The organism is Micromonospora sp. NPDC093244, assembly GCF_040683695.1.
Classification (GTDB): domain Bacteria; phylum Actinomycetota; class Actinomycetes; order Mycobacteriales; family Micromonosporaceae; genus Micromonospora.
Genome location: NZ_JBFBEO010000002.1, coordinates 918,690 through 943,115, shown reverse-complemented (window position 1 = coordinate 943,115; position 24,426 = coordinate 918,690). Strand labels below are relative to the sequence as shown.

General features: G+C 71.5%; 29 protein-coding genes. 12 read left to right on the top strand and 17 right to left on the bottom strand.

Features of this window, described 5'->3' with window-relative positions; translation table 11 throughout:
- Window positions 1-49: 49 nt before the first annotated feature.
- Entirely contained in the window at window positions 50-700 is a 651-nt protein-coding gene (locus AB0N27_RS14505; protein ID WP_364368526.1) for a DUF1003 domain-containing protein, read from the bottom strand.
- Window positions 693-1,979 (bottom strand): CBS domain-containing protein, encoded by a 1,287-nt coding sequence (locus AB0N27_RS14500; RefSeq protein WP_364368523.1) that lies wholly within the window; start codon window positions 1,977-1,979, stop codon window positions 693-695. The genes AB0N27_RS14505 and AB0N27_RS14500 overlap by 8 nt, the downstream gene beginning before the upstream one ends.
- 33 nt (window positions 1,980-2,012) lie before the next feature.
- On the opposite strand from AB0N27_RS14500, the gene AB0N27_RS14495 reads away from it, so the two are divergent.
- Both AB0N27_RS14495 and AB0N27_RS14490 read left to right on the top strand, forming a co-directional pair.
- Window positions 2,013-2,882 (top strand): PhzF family phenazine biosynthesis protein, encoded by an 870-nt coding sequence (locus tag AB0N27_RS14495; RefSeq protein ID WP_139587002.1) that lies wholly within the window; start codon window positions 2,013-2,015, stop codon window positions 2,880-2,882.
- A gap of 17 nt (window positions 2,883-2,899) precedes the next feature.
- Window positions 2,900-3,430, top strand: a complete 531-nt coding sequence (locus AB0N27_RS14490) for a hypothetical protein (protein WP_364368519.1) — start codon at window positions 2,900-2,902, stop codon at window positions 3,428-3,430.
- 17 nt (window positions 3,431-3,447) lie between these two features.
- Here AB0N27_RS14490 and AB0N27_RS14485 read toward each other — a convergent pair whose 3' ends face one another.
- Window positions 3,448-4,155 (bottom strand): HAD family hydrolase, encoded by a 708-nt coding sequence (locus AB0N27_RS14485; protein ID WP_364368516.1) that lies wholly within the window; start codon window positions 4,153-4,155, stop codon window positions 3,448-3,450.
- 95 nt (window positions 4,156-4,250) lie between these two features.
- On the opposite strand from AB0N27_RS14485, the gene AB0N27_RS14480 reads away from it, so the two are divergent.
- Complete coding sequence (locus AB0N27_RS14480; RefSeq protein WP_364368513.1) at window positions 4,251-5,219, top strand: DMT family transporter; 969 nt, start codon at window positions 4,251-4,253, stop codon at window positions 5,217-5,219.
- Between the two features lie 6 nt (window positions 5,220-5,225).
- On the opposite strand, the gene AB0N27_RS14475 is transcribed toward AB0N27_RS14480, so the two are convergent.
- The 7 genes from AB0N27_RS14475 to AB0N27_RS14445 all read right to left on the bottom strand — a co-directional run bounded on the left by AB0N27_RS14475 (window position 5,226) and on the right by AB0N27_RS14445 (window position 11,482).
- Window positions 5,226-5,870 (bottom strand): hypothetical protein, encoded by a 645-nt coding sequence (locus tag AB0N27_RS14475; protein ID WP_364368510.1) that lies wholly within the window; start codon window positions 5,868-5,870, stop codon window positions 5,226-5,228.
- Between the two features lie 96 nt (window positions 5,871-5,966).
- A complete protein-coding gene (locus AB0N27_RS14470) occupies window positions 5,967-6,242 on the bottom strand; it encodes a hypothetical protein (RefSeq protein ID WP_364368507.1) in 276 nt (91 codons plus the stop codon).
- A gap of 116 nt (window positions 6,243-6,358) precedes the next feature.
- Window positions 6,359-7,102, bottom strand: a complete 744-nt coding sequence (locus AB0N27_RS14465; protein ID WP_364368503.1) for a class I SAM-dependent methyltransferase — start codon at window positions 7,100-7,102, stop codon at window positions 6,359-6,361.
- Window positions 7,086-8,363 (bottom strand): MFS transporter, encoded by a 1,278-nt coding sequence (locus AB0N27_RS14460; RefSeq protein WP_364368500.1) that lies wholly within the window; start codon window positions 8,361-8,363, stop codon window positions 7,086-7,088. The genes AB0N27_RS14465 and AB0N27_RS14460 overlap by 17 nt, the downstream gene beginning before the upstream one ends.
- Complete coding sequence (locus AB0N27_RS14455; RefSeq protein WP_364368497.1) at window positions 8,360-9,379, bottom strand: alanine racemase; 1,020 nt, start codon at window positions 9,377-9,379, stop codon at window positions 8,360-8,362. The genes AB0N27_RS14460 and AB0N27_RS14455 overlap by 4 nt, the downstream gene beginning before the upstream one ends.
- Window positions 9,376-10,470: a SagB/ThcOx family dehydrogenase gene (locus AB0N27_RS14450; RefSeq protein ID WP_364368494.1), complete on the bottom strand. Its 1,095-nt coding sequence runs from the start codon at window positions 10,468-10,470 to the stop codon at window positions 9,376-9,378. The genes AB0N27_RS14455 and AB0N27_RS14450 overlap by 4 nt, the downstream gene beginning before the upstream one ends.
- 187 nt (window positions 10,471-10,657) lie before the next feature.
- Window positions 10,658-11,482, bottom strand: a complete 825-nt coding sequence (locus tag AB0N27_RS14445; RefSeq protein WP_364370716.1) for an SDR family NAD(P)-dependent oxidoreductase — start codon at window positions 11,480-11,482, stop codon at window positions 10,658-10,660.
- A gap of 129 nt (window positions 11,483-11,611) precedes the next feature.
- Between AB0N27_RS14445 and AB0N27_RS14440 the strand changes: the two genes are divergently transcribed.
- On the top strand, window positions 11,612-12,565 hold the full coding sequence (locus AB0N27_RS14440; protein ID WP_357984091.1) for a CoA ester lyase: 954 nt from the start codon (window positions 11,612-11,614) through the stop codon (window positions 12,563-12,565).
- 57 nt (window positions 12,566-12,622) lie between these two features.
- Here AB0N27_RS14440 and AB0N27_RS14435 read toward each other — a convergent pair whose 3' ends face one another.
- Complete coding sequence (locus AB0N27_RS14435; RefSeq protein WP_364368489.1) at window positions 12,623-13,147, bottom strand: DUF4190 domain-containing protein; 525 nt, start codon at window positions 13,145-13,147, stop codon at window positions 12,623-12,625.
- A gap of 187 nt (window positions 13,148-13,334) precedes the next feature.
- Here AB0N27_RS14435 and AB0N27_RS14430 point away from each other — a divergent pair, with 187 nt between their 5' ends.
- On the top strand, window positions 13,335-14,171 hold the full coding sequence (locus AB0N27_RS14430; RefSeq protein WP_208760839.1) for an SDR family NAD(P)-dependent oxidoreductase: 837 nt from the start codon (window positions 13,335-13,337) through the stop codon (window positions 14,169-14,171).
- Between the two features lie 13 nt (window positions 14,172-14,184).
- On the opposite strand, the gene AB0N27_RS14425 is transcribed toward AB0N27_RS14430, so the two are convergent.
- Entirely contained in the window at window positions 14,185-14,685 is a 501-nt protein-coding gene (locus tag AB0N27_RS14425; protein WP_364368486.1) for a DUF4190 domain-containing protein, read from the bottom strand.
- A gap of 175 nt (window positions 14,686-14,860) precedes the next feature.
- Between AB0N27_RS14425 and AB0N27_RS14420 the strand changes: the two genes are divergently transcribed.
- Entirely contained in the window at window positions 14,861-16,057 is a 1,197-nt protein-coding gene (locus AB0N27_RS14420; protein WP_364368483.1) for an acyl-CoA dehydrogenase family protein, read from the top strand.
- Window positions 16,058-16,161: 104 nt separating this feature from the next.
- Here AB0N27_RS14420 and AB0N27_RS14415 read toward each other — a convergent pair whose 3' ends face one another.
- Complete coding sequence (locus AB0N27_RS14415; protein ID WP_364368480.1) at window positions 16,162-16,569, bottom strand: CoA-binding protein; 408 nt, start codon at window positions 16,567-16,569, stop codon at window positions 16,162-16,164.
- 26 nt (window positions 16,570-16,595) lie between these two features.
- Complete coding sequence (locus tag AB0N27_RS14410; protein ID WP_364368477.1) at window positions 16,596-18,662, bottom strand: intein-containing Rv2578c family radical SAM protein; 2,067 nt, start codon at window positions 18,660-18,662, stop codon at window positions 16,596-16,598.
- 92 nt (window positions 18,663-18,754) lie between these two features.
- Between AB0N27_RS14410 and AB0N27_RS14405 the strand changes: the two genes are divergently transcribed.
- The gene (locus AB0N27_RS14405; RefSeq protein ID WP_364368474.1) at window positions 18,755-19,174 is read left to right on the top strand and encodes a DUF393 domain-containing protein; all 420 of its coding nucleotides are present in this window, start codon (window positions 18,755-18,757) and stop codon (window positions 19,172-19,174) included.
- Here the strand turns inward: AB0N27_RS14405 and AB0N27_RS14400 are convergent.
- The 3 genes from AB0N27_RS14400 to trxA all read right to left on the bottom strand — a co-directional run bounded on the left by AB0N27_RS14400 (window position 19,138) and on the right by trxA (window position 21,030).
- A complete protein-coding gene (locus tag AB0N27_RS14400; RefSeq protein WP_364368471.1) occupies window positions 19,138-20,076 on the bottom strand; it encodes an HTTM domain-containing protein in 939 nt (312 codons plus the stop codon). The two genes, AB0N27_RS14405 and AB0N27_RS14400, sit on opposite strands and share 37 nt — an antisense overlap.
- Window positions 20,073-20,513, bottom strand: coding sequence for a hypothetical protein (locus AB0N27_RS14395; protein ID WP_364368468.1), 441 nt, complete (start codon window positions 20,511-20,513; stop codon window positions 20,073-20,075). Before AB0N27_RS14395 ends, AB0N27_RS14400 begins: the two co-directional genes overlap by 4 nt.
- 154 nt (window positions 20,514-20,667) lie before the next feature.
- On the bottom strand, window positions 20,668-21,030 hold the full coding sequence (trxA, locus tag AB0N27_RS14390; protein WP_030329190.1) for a thioredoxin: 363 nt from the start codon (window positions 21,028-21,030) through the stop codon (window positions 20,668-20,670).
- A 549-nt stretch (window positions 21,031-21,579) separates the two neighbouring features.
- Here trxA and AB0N27_RS14385 point away from each other — a divergent pair.
- The 5 genes from AB0N27_RS14385 to AB0N27_RS14365 all read left to right on the top strand — a co-directional run bounded on the left by AB0N27_RS14385 (window position 21,580) and on the right by AB0N27_RS14365 (window position 24,423).
- Complete coding sequence (locus tag AB0N27_RS14385; RefSeq protein ID WP_139582462.1) at window positions 21,580-22,095, top strand: MaoC family dehydratase; 516 nt, start codon at window positions 21,580-21,582, stop codon at window positions 22,093-22,095.
- Window positions 22,096-22,186: 91 nt separating this feature from the next.
- Window positions 22,187-22,711 carry a hypothetical protein gene (locus AB0N27_RS14380; protein WP_364368463.1) on the top strand — a complete coding sequence of 175 codons (525 nt, stop codon included), beginning with the start codon at window positions 22,187-22,189 and terminating at the stop codon, window positions 22,709-22,711.
- A gap of 53 nt (window positions 22,712-22,764) precedes the next feature.
- Window positions 22,765-23,388, top strand: coding sequence for an RNA methyltransferase (locus AB0N27_RS14375; RefSeq protein WP_364368460.1), 624 nt, complete (start codon window positions 22,765-22,767; stop codon window positions 23,386-23,388).
- A gap of 70 nt (window positions 23,389-23,458) precedes the next feature.
- Window positions 23,459-24,148 carry a DUF6758 family protein gene (locus AB0N27_RS14370; protein WP_364368457.1) on the top strand — a complete coding sequence of 230 codons (690 nt, stop codon included), beginning with the start codon at window positions 23,459-23,461 and terminating at the stop codon, window positions 24,146-24,148.
- Window positions 24,149-24,264: 116 nt separating this feature from the next.
- The gene (locus tag AB0N27_RS14365) at window positions 24,265-24,423 is read left to right on the top strand and encodes a hypothetical protein (RefSeq protein WP_165942702.1); all 159 of its coding nucleotides are present in this window, start codon (window positions 24,265-24,267) and stop codon (window positions 24,421-24,423) included.
- Window positions 24,424-24,426 lie beyond the last annotated feature (3 nt).

The following is a 24,426-nucleotide window of genomic DNA, read 5'->3' as shown; positions in this document are numbered from 1 at the left end:
CGCTGCCGCCTCTGCCCGGCGCGGTGTGAGCCAATCGATTACCTGCCGGTCAGCCCTCCGACCGGCGCGGGCCGGTGCCGTCCGGCCGGGTGTCAGGGGCGAAGTCGCCGTCCAGGTCGTCGCGCGGCTCGTCCAGCCCCACGCCGTCGTCCGCCCGCTGGGCACGCCGCTCCTGCCGGCCGTCCCTCTCCTGCTGGCGGCGCTCCAGCCGCTGCCGGCGCTGCCCCGCCTCGTCCAGCTCCTCGGCGAGCCGGGTCAGCTCGGAGCGCAGGAAGTCGCGGGTGGCGACCTCGCCGAGCGCGATCCGCAGCGCGGCGATCTCCCGGGCCAGGTACTCGGTGTCCGCCTTCTGCGCGGTGGCCCGCCGCCGGTCCTCCTCCAGCGCCAGCCGGTCCCGGTCGGCCTGCCGGTTCTGCGCCAGCAGGATCAGCGGCGCCGCGTAGCTGGCCTGCAACGACAGCACCAGGGTGAGGAACGTGAAGGTGTACGGGTCGAAGCGCAGATCCGCCGGGGCCAGCGTGTTCCACAGGAACCAGATCGTGATGACCACTGTCATGATCACGATGAAGTTCGCGGTGCCCATGCCCCGGGCGATGCCCTCCGACCACCTGCCGAACGCCTCCGCGTCGAACCGGGGCAGCTTGACTCCCCGGGGCTCGCGCGGCTGGTCGAGCCGCTCGGCCCGCCGCTGCTCAGCCATCCGCGCCGTCCAACGCCGCGTCGGTGACGCCCGGCGCGGTCAAAGTGTCCCGGTCGCGCCAGTCCCGGGGCAGCGAGTGGTCCAGCACGTCGTCCACGGTCACGGCGCCGACCAGCCGGTTGTTCCTGTCGATCACCGGCATGGCGACCAGGTCGTACGTGGCCATCCGGCGGGTGATCTCCGGCAGTGGGGTGGTGGGCCGCAGCGGGTCGATGTCGTTGACCACCACCTTGCCGAGCAGGTCGGCAGGGGGTTCGCGCAGCAGCGCCTGGAAGTGCACCATGCCCAGGTAGCGGCCGGTAGGAGTGTTCTGCGGGGCGCGGGTCACGAAGACCTGCGCGGCGACGGCGGGGGAGAGCTGCGGTTCCCGGATCCGGGCGAGCGCCTCGGCGACAGTGGCGTCCGGCGGCATGATCACCGGTTCCGAGGTCATCACGCTGCCCGCCGTGCCAGGCGTGTACTTGAGCAGCTGACGCACCGGGTCGGCCTCGTCCGGCTCCATCAGGTCCAGCAGGACGTCCTGCTCCGGCGGGGGCAGTTCGTTGAGCAGGTCCGCCGCGTCGTCCGGGTCCATCTCCTCCAGGACGTCGGCGGCCCGTTCCCGGTCCAGCGCGGCGAGGATCTCCACCTGGTCGTGTTCCGGCAGCTCGCTGAGCACGTCTGCCAGCCGCTCGTCGTTGAGGGCCGCCGCTACCTCGTTCCGTCGCGAGTCGGGCAGGTCCTGAAGGGCGTTGGCCAGGTCGGCCGGGCGCATGTCCTCCAGGACGGCGAGCAGGTTCGCCGTACCCCTGTTGTCGGCGATGCCGCTGAGGCCGCGCACCCGGTCCCACTCGACCTGGTGCAGGTGGCCTCTGCGGCTGAGCCGGCTGGTCTGCTCGCGGACGGCGACCCGGCTCAGCGACCACTCACCGCCCCGGCTGCACTCCATCGCGACGTCCACCACCGCGCCGGGCTGGCCGCCCGGATCGAGGTTCACCCGCCGGTCCAGCAGCTCCTGGAGCACGAGCAGCTCGCTGGGACGCTTCTCGAACCGGCGCAGGTTGAGGGTGCCGGAGCCGAGCACCACGGCGTCCGCGTCGATGGACGTGATCCGGTTGATGGACAGGAAGATCCGTCGACGCATCGGCATCTCGGCGACGAGACCCACCACCTCCGGGGGACGTTTGGTCGCTCGAAGCCGCGCCACGGCGTCACGAATCCGGCCCACCTGGTCACCGTTCGGATCGAAGACGGCGACTCCGGCGAGGCGGGCGATGTAGACCCGGGTCGGCGTGCTCACGGGCACCAGCCTAAGCGCCTAGTGTTTATCAACATGTCGACCTTGGCGTACGAGATCGTGGACGTCTTCACCGACCGCCCCTTCGCCGGCAACCCGCTGGCCGTGGTGTTCGGCGCGGAGGCGCTGGCGACGGAGCAGATGCAGGCGCTGGCGCTGGAGTTCAACCTTTCCGAGACGGTGTTCGTGCTGCCCCCGACGCAGGTCGGCGCCACCTACCGGGCCCGGATCTTCACCCCGGTCGAGGAGTTGCCGTTCGCCGGGCATCCCAGCGTCGGCGCGGCGGTGACCGCGAGCCGGCGCGGAATGTTCGGTGTGGGGCGGATCACCCAGGAGTGCGGTGCCGGGGTGCTGCCGATCGAGGTGACGGCGTCCGGCGCGACGCTCACCGGTGGCACCCCCACCCTCGGCCCCGAGTTGGACGCCGAGCCGTTGCTGGAGATCGCCGGCCTGGACGCCGACGACCACGCCGGACCGGCACCTCGGGTGGCCGGCTGCGGGTTGGAGTTCCCCTATCTGCCGGTGCGGCCGGAGGCGCTGGCCCGGGCACGGGTGAACCCGGCTGCGGCGGAGCGGTACGGGGTGGCGCACGTCAGCGTCTTCTCCTGGGACGCCGCCGCGCAAACCGCGCACGCCCGGGTCTTCGTGCCGGGGCTCGGCGTACCGGAGGATCCGGCGACCGGTTCGGCGGCGCTCGGGCTCGGTGTCTGGTTGGTGGCGAGTGGCCTGCTGCCCGGTGAGGGCATGTCGGAGTACGCCGTCCGCCAGGGTGTGGAGATGAACCGTCCGTCCGCGCTGGCCTGCACGGTCACCGCCGCGGGTGGTGTGGTGGTCGGCGCGACGGTCTCCGGCCAGGTGATGCCCGTGGCCCGTGGCGAGATCGCCGTGCCGCCCTTCGTGGGCTGACCGGCGGGCAGCCGTCCATGCGGGAGAATGCCTGTGTGACGGACGAGGATGCCCACGGCGGCACGCCGCTGGTCGACGAGGCGATGAAGAAGGCCGCGGTGGCCTGGGTCAGCGTGGCCGGTGGGCCGGCGCTGGCGCTCTGGTGCGCCCCGCTGGAGGGGGCGCTCTTCGTGGTAAGCGGTCCCGGTGAGCAGGCCGCGCCGGGCCTCGCCGACGCGACCGAGGCGCAGGTGACGCTGCGCGGTGACCACGGTGGCCGGATCGTCACCTGGCCGGCCCGGGTTTCCCGGGTGCGCCCGGGCACCGAGGCGTGGGACACCACCGCGCCGCTGGTGGCGGCCAAGCGCCTGAACGCTCCGGGCCCGACCGCTGACCTGGTCGCACGGTGGGCCGCCGACGGCTGCGCGGTGAACCGGCTCGCCCCGGCCGGTACGCTGCTGGCCGGCGCGGACCTGCCGTCCGACGCGCAGTCGGAGTCGCCCCGCGCCACACCTGCGGTGCGGGCCACCCGCAAGCCGTTCCGCCTGCACCGGGTCCGCCGCCGCTGAGACCGGTGGCCGGGCCGTCAGGCCACACCCACCACCTCGACGTCGGAGTCGACGAGGTCGAGCACCTCGCGCAGGGTGCCGAGCACCGGCCCGCGCCAGTCCCGGTCGGCGTTGAACACCATGTGTTCGCCGAGGTCGGGCGCGGCGAGCCGGACGGCCGTCATCCCGGCCCGCTCGGCCCCGGTCAGCTCCTGACTGCCGCCGTCGCCGACGTAGAGGCAGTCCGCCGGCGCCAGCCCGAGCCGGCGACAGGCGGCCAGGTAGAGCGCCGGATCCGGTTTGCACTGTCCGACCTGCACGGAGAAGACCCGCACGTCGACAAGCGGGTCGACCGCGAGCTGCGGAAAGAACGCCGGCAGTTCGTGCGTACAGTCGCTGATCACCCCGGTGCCCAGGCCGCGCCCGCGCAGGGCCGTGAGCACCGGCACCGCGTCGGGGCGCAGCCGGGTGTCCGCGCGGACGGCCCGGTGCCGGGACGCCACGGCCGCGCGCAGCGCATGGTCGCTGGGGTGTACGCCCACCTGGGCGCACACCCACCGTAGGGTCGCCTCCGCGTCGCCGAGCCGGCCGGTGGCCCGCTCGTAGTAGGTGCGGTCCAGCACCTCGGTCAACGTGTCGGTGGGGCATCCGAGCAGTTCGGCGGTGCCGAGGTGGGCCACGCCGCGCTGCACCGAACGGGTGAGCGTGCCGAAGAAGTCGAACAGAACCGCCTGGTAGCTGGGCATGGGGGAACGCCTCCGGGCGGTCAGGGGTCGCCGACGGGACTGCGTGATCGTAACGGAGTGCTGACCGTCCGTGTTGGCGGTCATACGTGTGAGGATTGCTCCCCGTGGCCCCACAGTCATCCCGCCCGTCCCTGGACCCGCTGACCACGGGCGCGGTCGGCCTGGCCGTCGTCGCCGTGTCGTCGTCCGGGCCCCTGATCGCGTACGCCGCCGCTCCCGCGCTTGCCATCGCGTTCTGGCGCAACCTGCTCGCGGTCGCCGTGCTGAGCCCCTTCTCCCTGGCCCGGCGCCGGGCCGAGTTCCGCAGGCTGACCGTCGGCGCTGGCCGGCGCGAGGGCCTGTTCTGTGTCCTGTCCGGTGTCGCGTTGGCCGGGCACTTCGCCACCTGGGTGCCGAGCGCGCAGCTCACCTCGGTCGCCGCGGCCACCGCCCTGGGTGCCACCCAGCCCATCTGGCAGGGGTTGATCGCCCGCGCCCAGGGGCGGCGGCTGCCGCTGGTGGTGTGGATCGGCGTCGCGGTGGCGGCCGGTGGCGCGGTGATCGCCACCGGCGCCGACGTGGGCGTGTCCGGCAGGGCCGTCGTCGGTGACCTGCTGGCGGTGACCGGTGGCATCTTCGCCGCCGTCTACACCGCCTTCGGTGAACGCGCCCGGGCGAGCATCAGCACCACCACGTACACCACCATCTGCTACGGCATCTGCGCGCTCATCCTGCTGGTGGTCTGCCTTCTCGGTGGCGTACGACTTGTCGGCTTCGACCCGCGCACCTGGCTGGCCATCCTGGCCCTGGTGGCCGGCGCCCAACTACTCGGGCATTCGATGTTCAACTACGCCCTGCACAAGATCTCGGCGACCACCGTGAGCGTGCTGATCCTGCTGGAGGTGCCCGGCGCGGCGCTGCTCGGCTGGGCGTGGCTGGGCCAGTCGCCCCGCCCGTACGCGCTGCTGGGGATGGCGCTGCTGCTGGTCGGGGTGGCGGTGGTGGTGCTGGGTGGCGCCCGGGCCGGCCGTCGCGTCACACCACCCACCCCGCTGCCGGCCGACCCGGCCCCGCTGGACGGCTGACGACGTTCAGAGGTACGCGGCGAAGTGTTCGGCGACCAGGTCGGTCAACTGGTCGCCGTCGAGCGTCCCGTCGACCCGGATCACCCGTACGCCCAGCCGCTCGGCCTGGGCGACCGCGTCGGCCGTCACCAGTTCGTCCCGCGCCCAGCGGTTACGCAGGGCCCGTTCGGGATCACTGAGGCCCGGTACGGCGAAGCTGGCCCGTGGCAGCCGTGCCATCTGGTGGGCGCGGAACTCGGCGGTGGGTGTGAGCACCACCATCTGCCGTACCGAATCGACGACGGGTGCCACCAGCTCCGGCCGTAGTCCCCACCCCTCGGCCACCACGCGGCGGCCGGCCACCAGCGCGCTCAGGTCGTCCAGCACCCAGGTGAAGCGACTGGGGAAGGCCGCCACCGTGTCGGCCGCCATCCGGGCCGGATCGGTGCGGACCCAGGTGGTCTCCGGGTCGGGCCCTGCTGGCGGTTCGCCCCGCCGGACCCGGTCGGCGATGCGCCTGTCGTCGTGGCCGCGCGCGTCGTGCCTGTCGTACAGGTACGCGGTGAGCCCGTGCCGTAGGGCGAGCGTGACGGCGACAGTGGACTTGCCGGCCCACTGTCCGCCGCCGATCCACAGGGCCCGCCGGGCGGTGGCTGTCGCATCGAATTCCATGCACCGACCCTGGCCTCGGCACGACCCAAGATCAAGTCTCGTTTCTGCTGGTGAGCCGTGATGAAGTAGGGGAAGAGAGGCGACCTCGACCAGTGCCTAGACCTCGTGCGCCTCGATGACCCTGGTGTTCGGCGCGGCTTCTCCGAGGGCCGCGCGCAGGGCGGCCCGCTCCGGGTCGACGAGGAACGACTCGTACCCGGCCCGGTCCGCGAAACGGATCACGTGCACCTCGCACTGCCCGTCGACGCTGCGCAGCCGCCGCTCCAACCCGCCGCCGTGCCGGCCGAGCAGGGCCAGCACCGTGTCCTCGTAGCGTTGCCCGGCGGCCTCGGCCCCGGTGGGATACTCCACGACTGCGACGAGAGTGAGCATGGCGGTCACGCTACCCATCGATGCCGACGGGCCGTGGTGCCGTGGACGGGCCGTGCTGGTGGCGGCGGGCCGGGCTCGTGGCGGCGGGCCGTGCTGGTGGCGGCGGGGGCGGGGCGTCAGGCGCGCTGGGCCATCACCGCCACCCGGGGCAGCGCCTCCGGATCCGGCACGTCGGTGAGCAGGTCGTCGACGGCGGTGACGTGCTTCGGCACCCAGCCGGCGTCCGTCAGCGCGGCGAGCACGTCGGCGACCCGGTGTGCCGTGTTGGTGATCGTCGTGGCGAAGGGGGTCGTACGCCCGTCGTCGGTGCGCAGCTCACCTGTGATGTGCAGCGGGCGGCGCTCGCCGTCGAGCGGGCCACGGGCCGCCACGACGGATGCCGTGCCATCTTCCCGACTGACAGGTGGGACGTCGGCGCTGAGCCCTCTGATCGTGGACATGTCGAAGCCGAACCAGCCGCCCGGGGTGACCGCCGCGTGGACGCGACGCAGGTAGGCGCTGACCCGGTCGAGCTCACCAACGTGGTTGACGATGTCGTACGTGGAGAGCGCGAAAGCGCAGGGGCGCGGCACCTCGAAGTCCGTGGCGTCCGCGGTCAGCAGCACCGCGTCGGTGCCGGCCAGCCGCTCGCGGGCGCGGGCGATCATGGCCGCCGACACGTCGACCCCGACGACCCGGTAGCCGGCGGCGGCGAACCGGGCGGCCACGATGCCCGTGCCGCAGCCGACGTCGAGCAGGCTCCGTTCGGCTCCCGGTGCCAGGTGCGCGTGCAGGCGCAGCCACGCCTCGCCCATCCGCTCCGGGTACGGCGCCCAGAAGCGGTCGTACGCCGTGGCGAAGGCGTCAATGTACTCGGCCATCGGGTTGCCTTTCGTAGTGCCGGACGGAGGAACTGACCAACGGGACGAGCGCGGCTACGAAGATCACCCCGGCCAGGCAGAGCAGTGCCGGCCGTACGCCGATCTCGGGTACGACGAAGCCGGCGGCGATCATGACCGGTGGTCCGAGACCCACCGCCCCCAGCCACTCGTACGCGCTCACGCGGGACATCGCCTCGACCGGCACCTCGGACTGGACTGTCGTCTCCCACAGCACCCCGAAGACATCGAACGCCACGCCGGCCAGTACTGCGGCGAGCACCACGGCTGGCAGCGCGGCACCGGAGCCGAGCAACAGCGCCGGCAGTCCCAGCATCGACACGGCGAGCACTGCCACGCGCAGCGGCCGGGTCGTCCGGACCCGCATCGCGACAAGCACCCCGGCGAACATGCCCACCGCGTACCCGGCGAGGACTGCCGACCACGCGCCCGCGCCACCGAGGTGGGTCCGGGCGACCAGCGGGCCCGCGAGCCCGAAGGTGACCCCGACGGCGGCGTTGACCACCGCCGCGGCGAGCACGATCTGCCACAGCCAGCGCCGCCTGACGAACTCGCGCCAACCGTCCCGGAGCTGGGCGGGCAGGTTCCGGCCGGTCGTCCGGCGGGCCCGGTCGAGGCGGAGCCGCGCGAGGAGCCCGGCGGCGACGGCGAACGTCGCGGTGTCCAGGGCCAGCGCCCAGCCCGGCCCCAGCCAGGCGATCAGGGTGCCGCCGGCGGCGAAGCCCGCCACCGTCGCGGTGTTCGTGCCCAGCCGCAGCACGGCGTTGCCACGTTGCCGTGCCCCGGGCGCGACCAGTTCGGCGGTCAGCCCGTTCAGCGAGGGCAGCAGCAGCGCCGAGGCGGTGCCGGCGACGGCCGCGCAGAGGGCGAGGGTGGCGACGCCCGCCCGCCCGGTCAGGACGAGGACAGTCATCGCGGCGTACGCCGTGCCGCACATCAGCTCCGCCGCCACGAGTACGAGGTGGCGCGGCAGCCGGTCGCCGATGACGCCGCCGAGCAGCATCAACGCGATCCTGGGCACCGAGATCGCGGCGAGCACGAGGGACAGCGCCGGAGCCGACCCGTCGGGCAGGTCGAGCACGGCGAAGGTCAGCGCGAGCGGGCCCATGGCGTTGCCGAAGACGGAGATCGTCCGGGCGGCGGCGAACTGGACGAACCGGCGCTCGCGCAGGGGATCCGTGACCCCCACCGTGTCGGTCACGTCCGGTGCCGGCGGACCGGCGCCCGCCACCGTGTCGGTCATGCCCGGTCCGGGCGGACCAGCGCCTGCCACCGCGCCACCGGCTCGCCCGAGTCGAGCACGTGCAGCAGCGGCTGGCGGGCCACCACCGGGCAGACGTGCCCGGGCAGCACCCGCACCTCGTCGCCCACGCTCACCGAGTCGGCGTGGACCGGCGTGCCGTCCGGGCCCGTCATCACGACACCGCTCATCCAGGTCTGGTCGGCGCCCGTGAGCAGCTCGTCGGCGTCGGTGCGCGGCACCGGACCGTCGGTACCGGTGACGGTCGCGGTGACGGCTATCGCGACCGCCTCGCTGTCGCACTCGCCCAGCCGGGCGAGCCCGCCGTCGAGCAGGGCGTAAGCGCCGGCGCAGACCTCGGTCACGCCGGCGACGCCCAGCGCGCCGAGCAGGGTCGGTGTGCCGCCGACGCTCACCGTCGGGCAGGCCGCTCCGGTGGCCCGGATGCGTCGCGCGACCGACACCAGCAGTTGCGCCTGGTGGCGGCCCATGTCGAAGCGGTCGCGGGCGGCAGCGGGATCGGTGATCCCCACGTACCCGGTCACGCCCGTCAGGCGCAGCCCGTCGGTCCCCGCGATCGACTCGGCAAGCTTCCCGGCCGCCTCCGGGTCGACGCCGCCCCGGTGCAGGCCGGTGTCGACCTCGATCCGCACGTCGAGTGCGACTCCGTGCGCCACGGCGGACGCGCCGAGGCCGGCCACCGTGTCGGGGTGGTCGACGTGCACGGTCACCGCGCAGCGCCGCGCCAGCCGGGCGAACCTGTCCCACCGCCACGGGTCGCGCCACGGCCACGCCACCACGACGTCGGTCACGCCCACCGCCAGGTAGGCCTCGGCCTCGGCCGCGGAGTGGACGGCGACGCCCACCGCGCCGGCGGCCACCTGCCGGGCGGCGATCTCGGGCGTGCGGTGCCCCTTGACGTGTGCGCGCAGGGCGACGCCTGCCTCGTCGGCGAGGGCGCCGTACCGCGCGATGTTCGCGTCGAGCTGGGCCAGGTCGACTGTGATCCTCGGCGTCATTCGCCCCGTCCGTGCCAGGCGTCCGGGGGGAAGGAGAAGGCGGCCTCGCCGCCGTTGAGCATCGCCGCCTGCCGGTCCCGTTCGGCGGGGTGCGGCACGCCGACGCCTGACACCCCGAGGAAGATTTCCTCCGACCAGGACAGGCCGAGGGTGTCCTCGACGGGCTCGTCCCGGGTGGCGGCGGTGAAGAACGTCCCGAGACCGAGCGCGGTCGCGGTGAGGTAGACGGTCTGACTCAGGTGGCCGACGTCGAGCAGGAGCGCCCGGTACGCCCGCGCCGCCGGATATTTCCACACGGTCCGGTCGAGGACCGCCGCGTACATCAGCAGGAAGCCGGCCTGGGCGGCGTGTGGCTGCCCACCGCACCACTCGCGCAGCCGGTCCTCGCCGCTCGCGTCGGCGAGCCGCACCAGCTCGTGGCGGCGCACGGAGTAGTGGTAGACGCCGGGCTCCACCCCCGCCACGTCGCGGATCACCGGGTAGACCTCGACCGGATGGCGGGATCCGCCGGACGGCACTGTCTTCATCAACGCCGTCCCGACTCCCGCGACATCCACCTCGCGCCTGACCCCGGCCGTCCACCGCAGGAGGGCGGCGAACGCCGACAGCGGCACCGGGGTCTCGGAATCGAACCATCGCGTCGACCGCCGGGCGTCGAGGACCCTGGTGAAGTCGACGGCCGGCGGGTCGGTGTGGGGCAGCGCGGTGCGGGGCCCCTCGTATTCCTTGACCGGATCCGGCTGGGTGGTCTTGGCACGCAGCACGGCGGCGTCCTCGGCGGCGGAGCGGAAGACGTCCTTGCCGAGGGTCCGGCTGGCCAGGTGGTAGTAGGTGGCCGCCGGGCCCAGGTCACGCCAGGCGGCGAGACGTTCCTCCTGGGCGTGTTCCGACGAACCCTCGGCGACGAGGACGTGCGCGGCGAGCAGCTGCTGCGCGAGCTTGCCGGTGGGCTCAGCCCAGTCGGCGTAGTCGCGCAGCAGCCGCTCCGCCTCAACAGTCAGCGCGAACTGCCGGTGCCGCAGCGGATCGTCACAGACGAGCTGACCATCACGCCACAGAAAGACGACCAGCCGCGACACACGGACACGCACGACTGGTCAGGACTCGACCGGCGGCTCCAGGCAGGTCAGCTCCTGGTCGTAGTCGTCCGATGCCACGGGCTCGAAGGCCTCAACCTGCTCGGTCATGCGGGTCTCCCTCATCAATCGGCGTTGATCACTGGGCCGCATCGACCGTATCAGTAAGTCCACTGTGAACACACCCCCTGTGGGGGCTCGACTACGCGGGGATGCCGACCGCCTCGGCGCTGGCCGACCAGAGCCGGGCCGCGAGTCCGGGGTCGGCGGCCTTGCGGTACGGCCGGCGGGGTCGGCGGTTGTAGTAGTAGCCGCCGTGCACCAGCCGGGCCGGGTCCTGGTTGGCCAGCCAGACCAGCGTTCCGGCGGCGCTCTCCGGGCTGCGGAACGGCAGGACCCGCATGCCGAACGCGACGAGCCTGCTGTCGTTGGCGAACCGGGTGCGCACCACGCCCGGGTGGAAGCTGTACGCCGGGATGTGCGGCCAGCGGCGGGCCGCCTCGGCGGTGAACAGGATGTTCGCCTGCTTGCTGGTGCCGTACGCGCCCATCGGCCGGTAGCGGCGCAGCGGGCTGTTCAGGTCGTCCGGGTTGAGCCTGCCGAAGCGGTGCGCGCCGGAGGCGGTGACCACGATCCGGCCGATCCGGTCGGCGAGCAGGTTGGTCAGCAGGAACGGGGCCAGGTGGTTGGCCTGGATCGACATCTCGAAGCCGTCGACGGTGGTGAGCGGTTGCAGCGCGATCGCGCCCGCGTTGTTGGCGAGCACGTCGATGCGGTCGTACGCGTCGCGCAGCCGCTCGGCGAGCCCGCGTACGTCGTCGAGCGCCGCGAAGTCGGCCCGAAACAGCTCCGGACGCTCACCCGAGGCCTCCCGTACGCGTTCCGCGGCGGCCTGGAGGCGGGCCGGGTCGCGCCCGACCAGCACCACCTGGTCACCACGGCACGCCAGGTGCTCGGCGGCGGCCAGCCCGATGCCGGAGCTGGCCCCGGTCACCACCACCAGTCGACGCCCAGTGAGATCTTCCACAGGTCCATTCACCCCGGTCATGGCGCGAGGTTACCGTGGCGTCACTACGCCCTTTGGGATCGTTAAGTTTCTCGGATCTGTCGTCAGCTGGCGTCGGCGTGCCCGCCGGACGCTGGAAGGAGTGCACCCATGGCCGCAGTCGGTCGTCCCCGCCGGTCCTGCCTCGCCGTACCCGGTTCCAGCGTCAAGATGCTCGGCAAGGCGCAGGGTCTCCCGGCCGACCAGGTCTTCCTCGACCTGGAGGACGCCGTCGCCCCGCTGGCCAAGCCGGACGCGCGCAAGAACATCGTTGCCGCTCTCAACGAGGGCGACTGGGCCGGCAAGACCCGGGTGGTCCGGGTCAACGACCTGACCACCCCGTGGACCTACCGGGACGTCATCGAGGTCGTCGAGGGAGCCGGCGCGAACCTGGACTGCATCATGCTGCCCAAGGTGCAGAACGCCGAGCAGGTGCACTGGCTGGACCTGCTGCTCACCCAGATCGAGAAGACGCTCGGCCTGGAGGTCGGCCGGATCGGCATCGAGGCGCAGATCGAGAACGCCGCCGGCCTGGTCAACGTGGACGCCATCGCGGGCGCCTCGCCCCGGGTGGAGACCATCATCTTCGGCCCCGCCGACTTCATGGCCTCGATCAACATGAGGTCGTTGGTGGTGGGCGCGCTGATCCCCGACTACCCGGGTGACCCGTACCACTACATCCTCATGCGGATCCTGATGGCCGCCCGGATGCACGACAAGCAGGCCATCGACGGCCCGTTCCTGCAGATCCGCGACGTCGACGGCTTCCGCGAGGTGGCGAAGCGTTCCGCGGCGCTGGGCTTCGACGGCAAGTGGGTGCTGCACCCGGGCCAGATCGACGCCGCCAACGAGGTGTACCAGCCGGCGCAGGCCGACTACGACCACGCCGAGCTGATCCTCGACGCGTACGAGCACTACACCTCGGAGGCTGGCGGCAAGCTGGGCGCGGTGATGCTCGGCGACGAGATGATCGACGAGGCGTCGCGCAAGATGGCGCTCGTGATCGCCGCCAAGGGCCGGGCCGCCGGCATGAGCCGTACGTCGTCGTTCACCCCGCCGGAGTGACCGGCGGGGTCGGGGTGGCCGCCACTGGTGATCACCCCGACCCTCGGCGGTGCGCCGTCAGTAGCTGCTGTCGCTGCTGGCGCCGGTCGTGATCGCGAGGACGATCACCACGATGTAGAAGATGATGAGCAGCACCAGGAGCGCGGTGAGGATCCAGCCGATGATGATGGCCGCCTTCGCCATCCCCTCGCCGCCCTCACCGGTGAGCCGGATCTGCTTCTGAGCCACGTGGCCGAGGATCGCGCCGACCGGCGCGGTGATGCAGGACGCGAAGCCCACCAGGGCCAGCACCAGCGCCGCGATGGCCATCCCGTTGGTCTTCGGGGCCTGCGGGTAGCCGTAGCCGGGGTACTGCGGCGGATACCCAGCCGGGGCGTACCCGGGCGGGGGATATCCGGGCACCGGCTGGCCCGGTGGGGGCTGCGCGCCGGCGTACGGGTCGATCGGCGCGTACGGGCCCGCCGGGCCGGGCTGGGTGGGCACCGGCTGACCGGCCACGAGGGTCGGGTCCGGCGGCGCGCTGGACGGCTGCGCCGACCACGTGGGGTCGGTCCAGCCGCCGGGCGGTGGGGAATTGGTCATGCGAAGTCTCCGTCAGGTCGGGGTGCGCCGTCAGGGTAGCCAGCGTCGGGTAAACACGACGCCCCCGCTACCGGGTGCCGCGTTGCTCGGGCCGGTCGCAACGGGCAGGATCCCTGGCATGGCAATAGACGCGCGCGCTGCGGACCGCTCCGGCAGTCGACCGAGACGGGACGTCAGCCGGCCCGGCATGGCGCGACGGGCCCGCGCGGCCACGCCGGCCGGCGGTCCCGGCCCCGACGAGCCTGTCGCGCTCGCCGACCCGGTGACCATGCGGCTCGACGGGCGGGTCGCCCTCGTGACGGGGGCGGGCAGCGCGGACGGCATCGGGTACGCCACGGCCCGCCGTCTCGCCGACCTGGGCGCCCGGGTGGCCATCGTCTCGACCACGCGGCGCATCCACGACCGGGCCGGTGAGCTGGGCGTGACCGGCTTCGTCGCCGACCTGACCGACGAGTCCGAGGTCGGCGCCCTGGCGGACGCGGTCGCCGAGCAGTTGGGCGACGTGGAGGTGCTTGTCAACAACGCCGGCCTGGCGAGCCGGGCCAGCCCGGAGGTGCTGCGGCCGGTCGCGCAGTTGACCTACGACGAGTGGCGCGGCGAGATCGACCGCAACCTGACCACCGCCTTCTTGTGCAGCAGGGCGTTCATCGGCGGGATGGCGGAGCGCGGCTGGGGCCGGATCGTCAACCTGTCGGCCACGGCCGGTCCGGTCAACGCGCTGCCCACCGAGGCCGCGTACGCGGCGGCGAAGGCAGGGGTGGTCGGGCTGACCCGGGCGCTGGCCATGGAGATGATCGCCGACGGGGTGACCGTCAACGCGGTGGCGCCCGGCACCATCTACACAGCGGCGTCCACGATGGCCGAGATCAAGCAGGGGCTTGGCACACCGGTGGGTCGACCGGGCACTCCGGACGAGGTCGCCGCGGCGATCAGTTTTCTCTGCTCACCGGCCGCCTCGTACATCACAGGTCAGATGCTCGTGGTGGACGGCGGCAACAGCGTCCGGGAGGCCCGCTTCCGCTGACCGGCGTGGCCAATCAGTAGCCGCCGCTGTCGCCGGTGTTGCCGAAGATCACCAGGGCCAGCCAGCCACAGCAGGCCAGCACTGTGAGTCCGGTGAAGACGTACCCGAGGATCAGCCCCCACGTGGCGAGCTGGTCGCCCTCCTCGCCGCTGGTACGGATCTGCCGCTTGGCCACGTGACCGAGGACTGCGCCGGCCGGAGGGAACACGAAGGCGAACACCAGGGACAGGATCGCCAGCACGTTCGTGCCCCGCCCCGGGCCGGTTGACTGTGGGCCGTACTGGCCGTAGGGGCCCTGCGCGCCGTACGGCGGCTGTTGGCCCCAGTGCCCCGCCTGGTGCGGCCCGGGCTGCCCGTACGGCGACGGTTCGTCCGCCGGCGGCCCGTACGGCGAGCGCTCCGGGGGCGGCTCGTGGGACGGCTGGCCCGGCGCGTACGGCGACTGGTCCCGGGGTGGCTCGTAGGGTGACGGCGGTGGCTCGTCGCCAGGTCCTGATGGCGGCAGGTGGCTCACGGCGTCGTCCTCCTGCCGGTGTCGGAAACGTCCCTCTTGCCGGACGCTACCCGCAGCGGTGAACCTTTTCACAGCGGTTGTGTGGACTGGTCACCTTGGCCTCGCCGGCCCGGGAGCCGATACTGACCGAGCGTTCAGTTACCCATGAGTAGTGCGCTGATCCCCGGAGGCTGAGATGGCTCGACTCGCCCAGACACCCGGCCTGACCGACGTGCAGCAGTCGATTCTGGAGACCGTCCGGGAGTTCGCCGACAAGGAGATCATCCCGCACGCCCAGCGGCTGGAGCACGCCGACGAGTACCCGACCGACATCCTCGACGGGATGCGCGAGATGGGGCTGTTCGGCCTCACCATCGACGAGGAGTACGGCGGGCTCGGCGAGTCGCTGCTCACCTACGCGCTAGTGGTGGAGCAGCTGTCCCGGGGCTGGATGTCGATCTCCGGCATCGTCAACACGCACTTCATCGTGGCGTACCTCATCTCCCAGCACGGCTCCACCGAGCAGAAGTCCCGCCTGCTGCCCAGGATGGCCACCGGCGAGGTGCGCGGCGCCTTCTCGATGTCCGAGCCGGAGACCGGTTCCGACGTCTCCGCGATCAAGTCCCGCGCGGTCCGCGACGGCGACAGCTACGTGCTCAACGGGCAGAAGATGTGGCTGACCAACGGGGCGTACTCCTCGGTGGTGGCCACCCTGGTCAAGACCGACACCGGCGCCGAGTCGGTGTACGGCAACATGAGCACCTTCCTGCTGGAGAAGGAGCCGGGCTTCGGCGAGACCGCCCCCGGCCTCACCATCCCCGGCAAGATCGACAAGATGGGCTACAAGGGCGTCGAGACCACCGAGATGGTGCTCGACGGCGTGACGGTGCCCGACTCGGCCATCCTCGGCGGCGCCGACAAGGTGGGCCGCGGCTTCTACCAGATGATGGACGGCATCGAGGTGGGCCGCGTCAACGTGGCCGCCCGCGCCTGCGGCATCTCCATCCGCGCCTTCGAGCTGGCCGTCGCGTACGCCCAGCAGCGCAAGACCTTCGGCCAGCCGCTCGCCAAGCACCAGGCGATCGCGTTCAAGCTCGCCGAGATGGGCACGAAGATCGAGGCCGCGCACGCCCTGATGGTCAACGCCGCCCGGCTCAAGGACGCCGGCCAGCGCAACGACGTCGAGGCAGGCATGGCCAAGCTGCTCGCCTCCGAGTACTGCGCCGAGGTCGTCCAGGAGGCGTTCCGCATCCACGGCGGCTACGGCTACTCCAAGGAGTACGAGATCGAGCGCCTGATGCGCGAGGCACCCTTCCTGCTCATCGGCGAGGGCACCTCGGAGATCCAGAAGACAATCATCAGCCGAGGCCTCCTGAAGGAGTACAAGTTCTAACCCCGCCCTTATCCCGCGCGATCGTGCACTTTCTGTCGCGGCGTTCTCGGCATAAGGGGCAAATCCCGGACCAAAACTGCAAGATCGCGGGGTTGGGGGTGCTGTTACCCGAGCCGGGTCAGGCCGGCGGCGGCGCGTTCCACGAGGAGGCAGCAGTCCTCGACGTAGTCCATTCCCGCCTCCTCGGCGATCCGCCGCGCCTCGGCCGAGGCGATGCCCAGCTGCAACCAGACGGCCGGGGCGCCGATCGCCGCCGCGTCCCGGACCACCTGTACGGCGTCGGCGGCCGGCCGGAACACGTCCACCAGGTCGACGGGGTGCGGGATGTCGGCAAGCGTCGGATAGGCCCGCTCGCCGAAGAGTTCGTCGACAGTCGGGTTGACCGGGATGATGCGCCAGCCGTACCGCTGCATCTGCAACGGCACGCTGTGCGCGGCCTTGCGCGGGTCGCGGGACGCGCCCACGACGGCGATCACGGCGGAGTCGGCGAGGATCTGCTGAGCGGTACGCACCCGCCGACTGTAGCTCCGGCCTCGGCCTAGAGCAGGGTGAGCTGCTCGGCGTCCGGCGGTGGTGGCGGCTCGGGCAGGCTGCGGTTGTCACCCATCTCGGCGCGGTGCAGGCCGTGGCGGCGGGCCGCGATGCGCACCCGCGCGGTCAGCTCCCGCTGGTACGCCTGCGGCGCGTAGGAGCCGGCCCGGTACAGCTCGCGGTAGCGGGGCACGAGGTGCGGATACTCCCGGCCCAGCCAGTGCGCGTACCACTCGCGGGCGCCGGGACGCAGGTGCAGGGCCAGCGGCGTCACACTGCTCGCACCGGCGGCCGCGACCGCCGACACCGTCGCGTCGATGGACTCGTCGCTGTCGCTGAGGCCGGGCAGGATCGGTGCCATCAGCACCCCGACGGAGAAGCCGGCGTCGGCGAGCGCCCGGACCGCGTCCAGTCGGCGGCGCGGGTGCGGTGTGCCCGGCTCGACGCTGCGCCACAGCTGCTCGTCGACGAACCCCACAGAGAAGGAGATGCCGACCCTGGTCACCTGGGCGGCCTCGCGCAGCAGGGGCAGATCCCGCAGGATCAGCGTCCCCTTGGTCAGGATCGAGAACGGGTTGGCGAAGTCCCGCAGCGCCGCGATGATCTGCGGCATCAGCCGGTAACGACCCTCGGCCCGCTGGTAGCAGTCCACGTTGGTGCCCATCGCCACGTGCGCGCCCCGCCACCTCGGCGCGGCCAGCTCCCGCCGCACCAGCTCACCGGCGTTGACCTTGACGATCACCTTCCGGTCGAAGTCCGCTCCGGCGTCCAGGTCCAGGTAGGTGTGCGTGTTGCGGGCGAAGCAGTTGTGGCTGACGACTCCGTTGGCGATGAAGTCGCCGGTGCCGGTGGTGATGTCCCACAGCGGCAGCTCCAGCCCGAGTGATTGGATGCCCACCACCTTGAGCGCACTCTGATTCTTCAGTGCGGCACCCTCGATCGAGCGCTTGCGGATGATGGCCGGATCGGTCAGGTGGAAGAACCGGAGCCGGGCCGCCAGTCCGCCGGTCAGCCTGATGGTCCGCACACGCTTGGGCAGACCGCGATCTTCTCGTACGCAGGTGAACCCGAAATGGCGCAGTGCTGCCGTCGTCTGGTCGAGGATGGCGTCGTCGCTGTTGCTGATGCGCAGGATGCCTCTACTGCAACTGCCCTCGGCGTCGAAGATGCCTGCCAGGAAGCCAAGTCGCCACTCGTCGCTGGGACTGGACGGCCATTGGATCAGCTCGGTGATCCTCTCGACGTCCCGCCGCTTCGAGATGCGGATGGCCGACAGAGCACGGCGTGTGGCGTTGGCCGGCGTGAAAGAGAAGCGCCTTGTCTCGATCCCCTCCTGGGCAAGATAGCGCTCACTCCTGCTCAACGCCTCATCGTCGATCAGTGCCAGACGGAACCGATGCACGAGCCCGTAGGAGTACGAGAACGTGCCGAGGTGGGCGTCTCCCCGCACCATCCCGCACAGGTAGCCCCGGCGGTAGTCGAGTGATTCCTTGGGCATCGCTGCGAAACCGCCTGTGCCGATGAGGCGATTGTTGGTGGTCAGGTAGGGGCGCTGGCCGACGCCCTGCATCGCCCCGGTGACGTACTTCCAGCCACGATCCGAGAGGAACCGGTGGTCTCCACTGGCGATGAGCGTGGTGCCGTCCGACAGGGTGACTCGGTATGCGGGTTTCACGGTGGACCACTTGTCGACGACGGTGGTGACGACGTATCGGCGGTAGGCGCCGCGTCGCTCGGTCCCGTAGATGCGGTCGCCCGACTCCAGCTCGCTGATCGGTTTCGTGCGTCCGTCCGCCATGAGAATGGGGGTGTCGCCCGAGAGGCAGTACACACAAGCATGGGAACAGCCTCGGTACGGGTTGATCGTCCACTCGAACGGCACGCGGGACTGCCCGGGCACCCGGTTGAGGATGGACTTGGCCTGCACCTCGTAGAAGGTCATTCCGGCGAACTCGGGGGTGTCGAAGGTGCGGGCAACGGCGCCGGGCAGCGCCAGCGGCAGGGGTGGCGTCGCTGGCGCTGCCCGCTCGGGGTCTCCCTCAACCGGGGGAGCGGTGAGGTTGTCCCAGCGCATGGGCATTATTCGAACACGTGTACGAGGTCGACGCAAGTGACCCGCCGGACATCGGTGACTGATCCACGGTGCGGCGGGGGAGGATGGACGGCATGGAGACGTCGACCTTCGTCTACGACGGTGACTGCGCGTTCTGCACGACCTGCGCGGAGTTCATCGAACGCCGGATCCCCACCACCGCGCGGGTGGTGCCCTGGCAGTTCGCCGACCTCGACGCGCTCGGCCTCACGACGGCCGAGTGCGAGGAGGCCGTGCAGTGGGTCGGCGCTGACGGTTCCCGCGCCGCCGGACCGGACGCCATCGCGAAGCTGCTCGCCGCGAGCGGCCCGTTGTGGCGGGTCGCCGGGGCCGGCCTGCGGTTTCCACCGGCCCGCGCGGCGGCCTGGCCTCTGTACCGCTGGGTGGCGCGCAACAGGCATCGCCTGCCGGGCGGTACGGCCGCCTGCTCGCTGCCGCAGGAGGCCCGGGAACGGCTCTACGGCCCGGCCGGTCGCCCGACCACCGGCGCCTGATCGCCGAGGGACACGGATGCCGGGTCCGGCTCCGTGCCGGGCTCGGCCTGGTCGTCGACCGCGTCCGTCACGGGCGCGGGGCGGCCGGCGAGGCGGCGGGCCCAGACGATCGGGCGGACCCGCTCCAGCGGCAGGAAGCTGGTCATCGCGGCCAGGTGCGGCGCGAACGAGATGGTGATGGTCGCGATGGTGACCGCGTGGAACGAGTAGAAGAAGCCGACCATGGCGAGTCGCCAGCGGGGTGGCAGGAAGAAGACCACAGGGCTGAGCAGCTCGAACGCCACGATGCCGAACTGGGCGACGATCAGCAGGTACGGCACCTGGGCGATGAGGTCCGCCAGGTCGGTGCCGCGCCTGATGATCGCCCGGGCCAGCACCGAACCGGTCAGCCAGTCCAGCCCGCCGAAGCGCAGCTTGGCGAAGGCGGCCAGGAAGTACGTGCAGATCACCGCTATCTGGGTCACGCGTAGGGCCCAGCCGCCGGCCTCGGTGCGTGTGGTGTCGCCGTGCCGGGCCCGACCGGCGGTGGGCAGGACGGCGAGTGCGACGAGCAGCCCGAACCGGTCGTGGTCGACCTTCCCGTAGCTCATCGCGATGATCATCCACTCCAGGTACAGCGCGCAGACCGTCCAGCCGAGCAGTCGCGGTGCCCGTCCGGTGGCGGCGAGGAGCGCGAGCACCAGCAGGGACCAGAAGATCACCGCGACCACCGCCGCGGTAGGCGTCGGCAGGTGGAGCAGGCGGCCGATCAGCAGTGGTTGGTAGAGGTCGCCGGGCACGCTGACCCGGGTGCGTACCCAGGGGGTGAAGATCACCAGGTCGGCGGCCACGAAGAGGTAGATCACGGTCCGGAACGCGGCCACCCGCCCCCGGGGCACGGCCTCGGTCAGCCAGCGGGTCATCGGGATGCCTGCCAGCGCACGACCGTCTCGTCGGTGTGCTGCCCGGTCGGCCGGCCGGCGCGGATGCCGTGCCAGCGGATCACGATGCGGACCTCGACCAGCGCGGGGGCGTCCGGGTGGCGTTCGGCGTACGCGTCGGCGACCTCGGTGAGCAGCGTCGGGTCGGCGGCGTACCGGGCCTGCTGGCCCTCGATCTCGGCGCGGCGGATGCCTGTCGCGGTCTGATCGAGGTCGATCACGGCCCCGGCGGCGTTCACGCCTTCGACCCGGGTGTCCGGAGCGGGTGCGTCCGGCGGGTTCGAGGTGGAGTACATCCGGAACGGGCCGAACGGGAAGTCGTCGTCGCTGCCCCAGAAGGTGCCGACGACCAGCAGGGCGAGGCCGAGTGCGGTCGCGCCGAGCCGGGTCACGCGCCCGCGGGTGGTCAGGGTCTCCATCGGGTCGTGACGATACGGGATGTACCGACCGTGTCGGGTCCCACCGACGGTCACTTCGGTCTGCCCGGGAAGCTGATCATGCGCGTTTCCTCCGCGTACGACGAAGGCCGGGCCCGCACCGGGCCCGGCCTGCGCATGTCGTCGTGGGGACGACTCAGTGGTTGTGCTCGGCCAACTGCTTGCGGACGTCGTCCATGTCCAGTGCCTCGACCTGCTCGATCAGGTTCTCCAGGGCGGACTCGGGAAGCGCGCCCGGCTGGGCGAAGACGATGACGCCGTCGCGGATCGCCATGATCGTCGGGATCGACCGGATGTCGAACTTGGCGCCCAACTCCTGCTGGGCCTCGGTGTCGACCTTGCCGAAGACGATGTTCTGGTGCTTCTCCGAGGAGCGCTCGTAGACCGGGGCGAACCGCTTGCACGGGCCACACCAGTCGGCCCAGAAGTCGACCAGGACGATGCCGTCGTTGCCGGTCACCTCGTCGAAGTTCGCCGAGGTCAGCTCAACGGTTGCCATTGCACTCTCCGATCACCGCGGTTTACCTACGTCCCGTAGAACCAGGGCTGACCGTATCGAATTCCCGGGCGGTGGGGCGCGAAACGTGCCCCGGGCTGCCCGAGGCCCCTGCGAGTCATCGATCCGCGTCTGTCCGTGCCGGTCGTGCGGAACGCAAGTGCACGACGCACTTGCGTGACCAGCCGTGATGGGAGCGTTTCCAGGGAGATCCACGCGATTGAGCAGTACGAATCGGTAACTTGAGCCCTGACAAGGAGGTATCCGGCCTGCGGAGATCGCCGATCAACTCGTGTCTCGTCACGCACAGTAGTGTTACAAAAAGATAAATGTGACCTCGATCTCTGTCGAACCTACGCCGCCGTAGGGCAGAATTCCTCGCATCAGAGCGTGGGCGGCGGGTGCCGGGGAGGGCCCCGCCGCTCATTGCGTCTCCCCCCGTGCGAGTGACAGGTGTGACATTTCCGCCGTGGTCACGCCCCGCCGATCGCCTTAACCACCGGTAAGGCATGCTGTGCCGAACTCCATCGCCGCCCGTCGAAGGGGACCAGGATGCAGTTCGGCCGCTACTACGAGGAGTTCGAGGTCGGCGCGGTCTACCGGCACTGGCCGGGCAAGACCGTCACCGAGTACGACGACCACCTCTTCTGTCTGCTCACCATGAACCACCACCCGTTGCACATGGACGCGCACTACGCCGAATCGGCCAGCCAGTTCAAGCGCAACGTCGTGGTCGGCAACTACATCTACTCCCTGCTGCTCGGCATGTCCGTGCCGGACGTCAGCGGCAAGGCGATCGCCAACCTGGAGGTCGAGTCGCTGCGGCACGTGGCGCCCACCTTCCACGGCGACACCATCTACGGCGAGACCACGGTGCTGGACAAGCGGGAGTCCGGCTCCAAGCCGGACCGGGGCGTGGTGTCGGTGGAGACCCGCGGCTACAACCAGGACGGCACCATGGTCTGCGTCTTCCGCCGCAAGGTCATGGTCCCCAAGCGGGAGTACGCGGCAAGCGCCGTCCCGGACGGGGTGGACCCGGAGCGCCCGAGCTTCCCCACCCCGCGCTGAACGCACGTGGCGTCCCGGACGCCGCACCACCAGGGCTCCTTCCCCTCAGCAGGTTCTGCCGGGGTCGGGCCCTGGTCCCGTTTCGGGGCATATGCTGACGCCGGAGGTTCCGATGAGCCACTCCGTCGCCGGAGAGCCGTCCTCTGCCGGCCGCCGTGCCGCACCGCTGACCACCGCTGCCTACTCCGCCGCCGAATGGGACCTGCTCACGAGCCTTCCCGGTCGGGTGCTCGTGGCCGCCGCCGCTCCCGGGCCAGGCCGTCCCGAGCGGGGCTTCCCGGCGGGCCTCGCCGGCCTGGACGCGGTGGCGGCCGGGCGAGCCTTCGACAGTGACCTCGTCCGTGCCGTCGTCGCCGCGATCTACGCCCGCCACGACGGCGCCCCACAGCCCGGCGAGCGACTCACCGACCTGGTGGATCTCCTGGCCGCCTGCCGGGCGGCGGTCCGGGTCCTGCGCCGACGCGCCGACCCCGCCGACTCTGCCGCGTACCGCCAGTGGGTGCAGTCGGTCGCGGCGCGGGTCTGTCGGGCGGCACCAGGCGCTGCCGGTCAGCCGCCGAGCCCGGCCGACAGGCGTTTCCTGGATCGGCTCGGCCGCGCGCTCGGGTTGGGCTGACATCGGCGGGCCGTCGCGGCGGGCGCCGCGGTGGTCCGTACCCTCTGATGACCGTGACCGACGACCAGCTTGAGGTGGGTGTGGGCCCCTGGCCGGGGGACCCGCCGGACGACAGTCGCTACGACCCGCGGTTGCTGGCCGAGGGCGACAGGCGCAACGTGGTCGACCGCTACCGCTACTGGCGGCACGAGGCGATCGTCGCCGACCTGGACCGGCGCCGGCACGGCTTCCACGTCGCCATCGAGAACTGGCAGCACGACTTCAACATCGGCACGGTGGTCCGCAACGCCAACGCGTTCATGGCCGCCGAGGTGCACATCGTCGGACGTCGGCGGTGGAACCGGCGCGGCGCCATGGTGACCGACCGGTACCAGCACGTCCGTCACCACGAGACGATCGAGGAGTTCGTCGACTGGGCTGCCGGGCGGGGGCTGCCGGTCTTCGGTATCGACAATCTGCCCGGCTCGCTCCCGCTGGAGACCGGCACTCTGCCGCGGGACTGCGTGCTGTTGTTCGGCCAGGAGGGGCCCGGTCTCTCCGAGCCGGCCCGCGCGGCCTGCGACCAGCTTTACTCCATCGCCCAGTACGGCTCCACCAGGTCGATCAACGCGGGCGTTGCCAGCGGGATCGCCATGCACGCGTGGCTCCGTACCCACGCCGGTCCGCCGCCGGACTGACCCCGCGCCGCGCCGGCGCGATCGGACGGTCCGGCTTGACGCGCGGGCGGTACGGGGCGACGGTGGGGATGTGAGTGTCGCGGTGAGTTGTCCGAGATGCGGGGGCCCGGTACGGGCGCCGGATCTGATGCACACCGAGTCGAGGTGCCTGGGTTGCGGGCCGGTCCCGCCCCTGCACGTGCCCGAACACATCGGACCGGAGATCGTGGCGAGCGTGGTGGACCGCATCACCGCGACCGCGGACGCGCCTGTGACGCCGCTCTGGTGTCCGTGGCCGCTGCCGCCCGGCTGGACCCTCACCGGCGTGGCGTACGCGGGGGACGAGCGGACCGGTGTGCGGGCGACCGCCGTGGCCTGCGCGGGCCCGGCGCCGCTCGGTGGAGGCCCGGCCGACCTGGTCTTCGTGGCCGAGGAGCCGGGTGTCGGCCTGGGTACGCGACTCGCCGGACTGTCCGGTCCGGACCCGGGACCGCAGCTGGTCGACGCGCTCACCGACCCCGGCCCGGGTCATCCGGAGCACGTGGGGCAGGCCCGGATCAGGGTCGGCGGGCACCCGACTCCACTGTGGTTGGTGAATTCACGAACGGATCGAAGCGCGTACGCCGGCGAGGCTCGGGGAATGTGGCTGCATGCGATAGCCTGGCCGGCGAGTGCGGGACATCTGCTCGCGGAAGACGTCGTGCTACACGACCTGACCGAGTGGACTCCGCCCGAACTCGTGTACGGCGCACCATCTCCGCACCTATCAGGTAAGGCTTGACAACCCACCCTGATTGACGGAGAACGGACGCAGATATTCACTGTACGACACCACACTGATACTCTGGGTGCCGCTGCGGTAATGGGACCCGGCGCCGCGCGAGAGGATGGCCCGCCATGGTCAAGAAGGTCCTCACCTGGGCCGGAATCGCATTCTTGATCTTCTTCGTCGCCTACCGGCCAAACTCGGCGGCGGATGTGTTCAAGTCTCTCGGTGGTGGCATCGTCGACATCGCCCAGGGTTTCGGCGACTTCTTCACCAGCCTCGTCGCCTAGCCG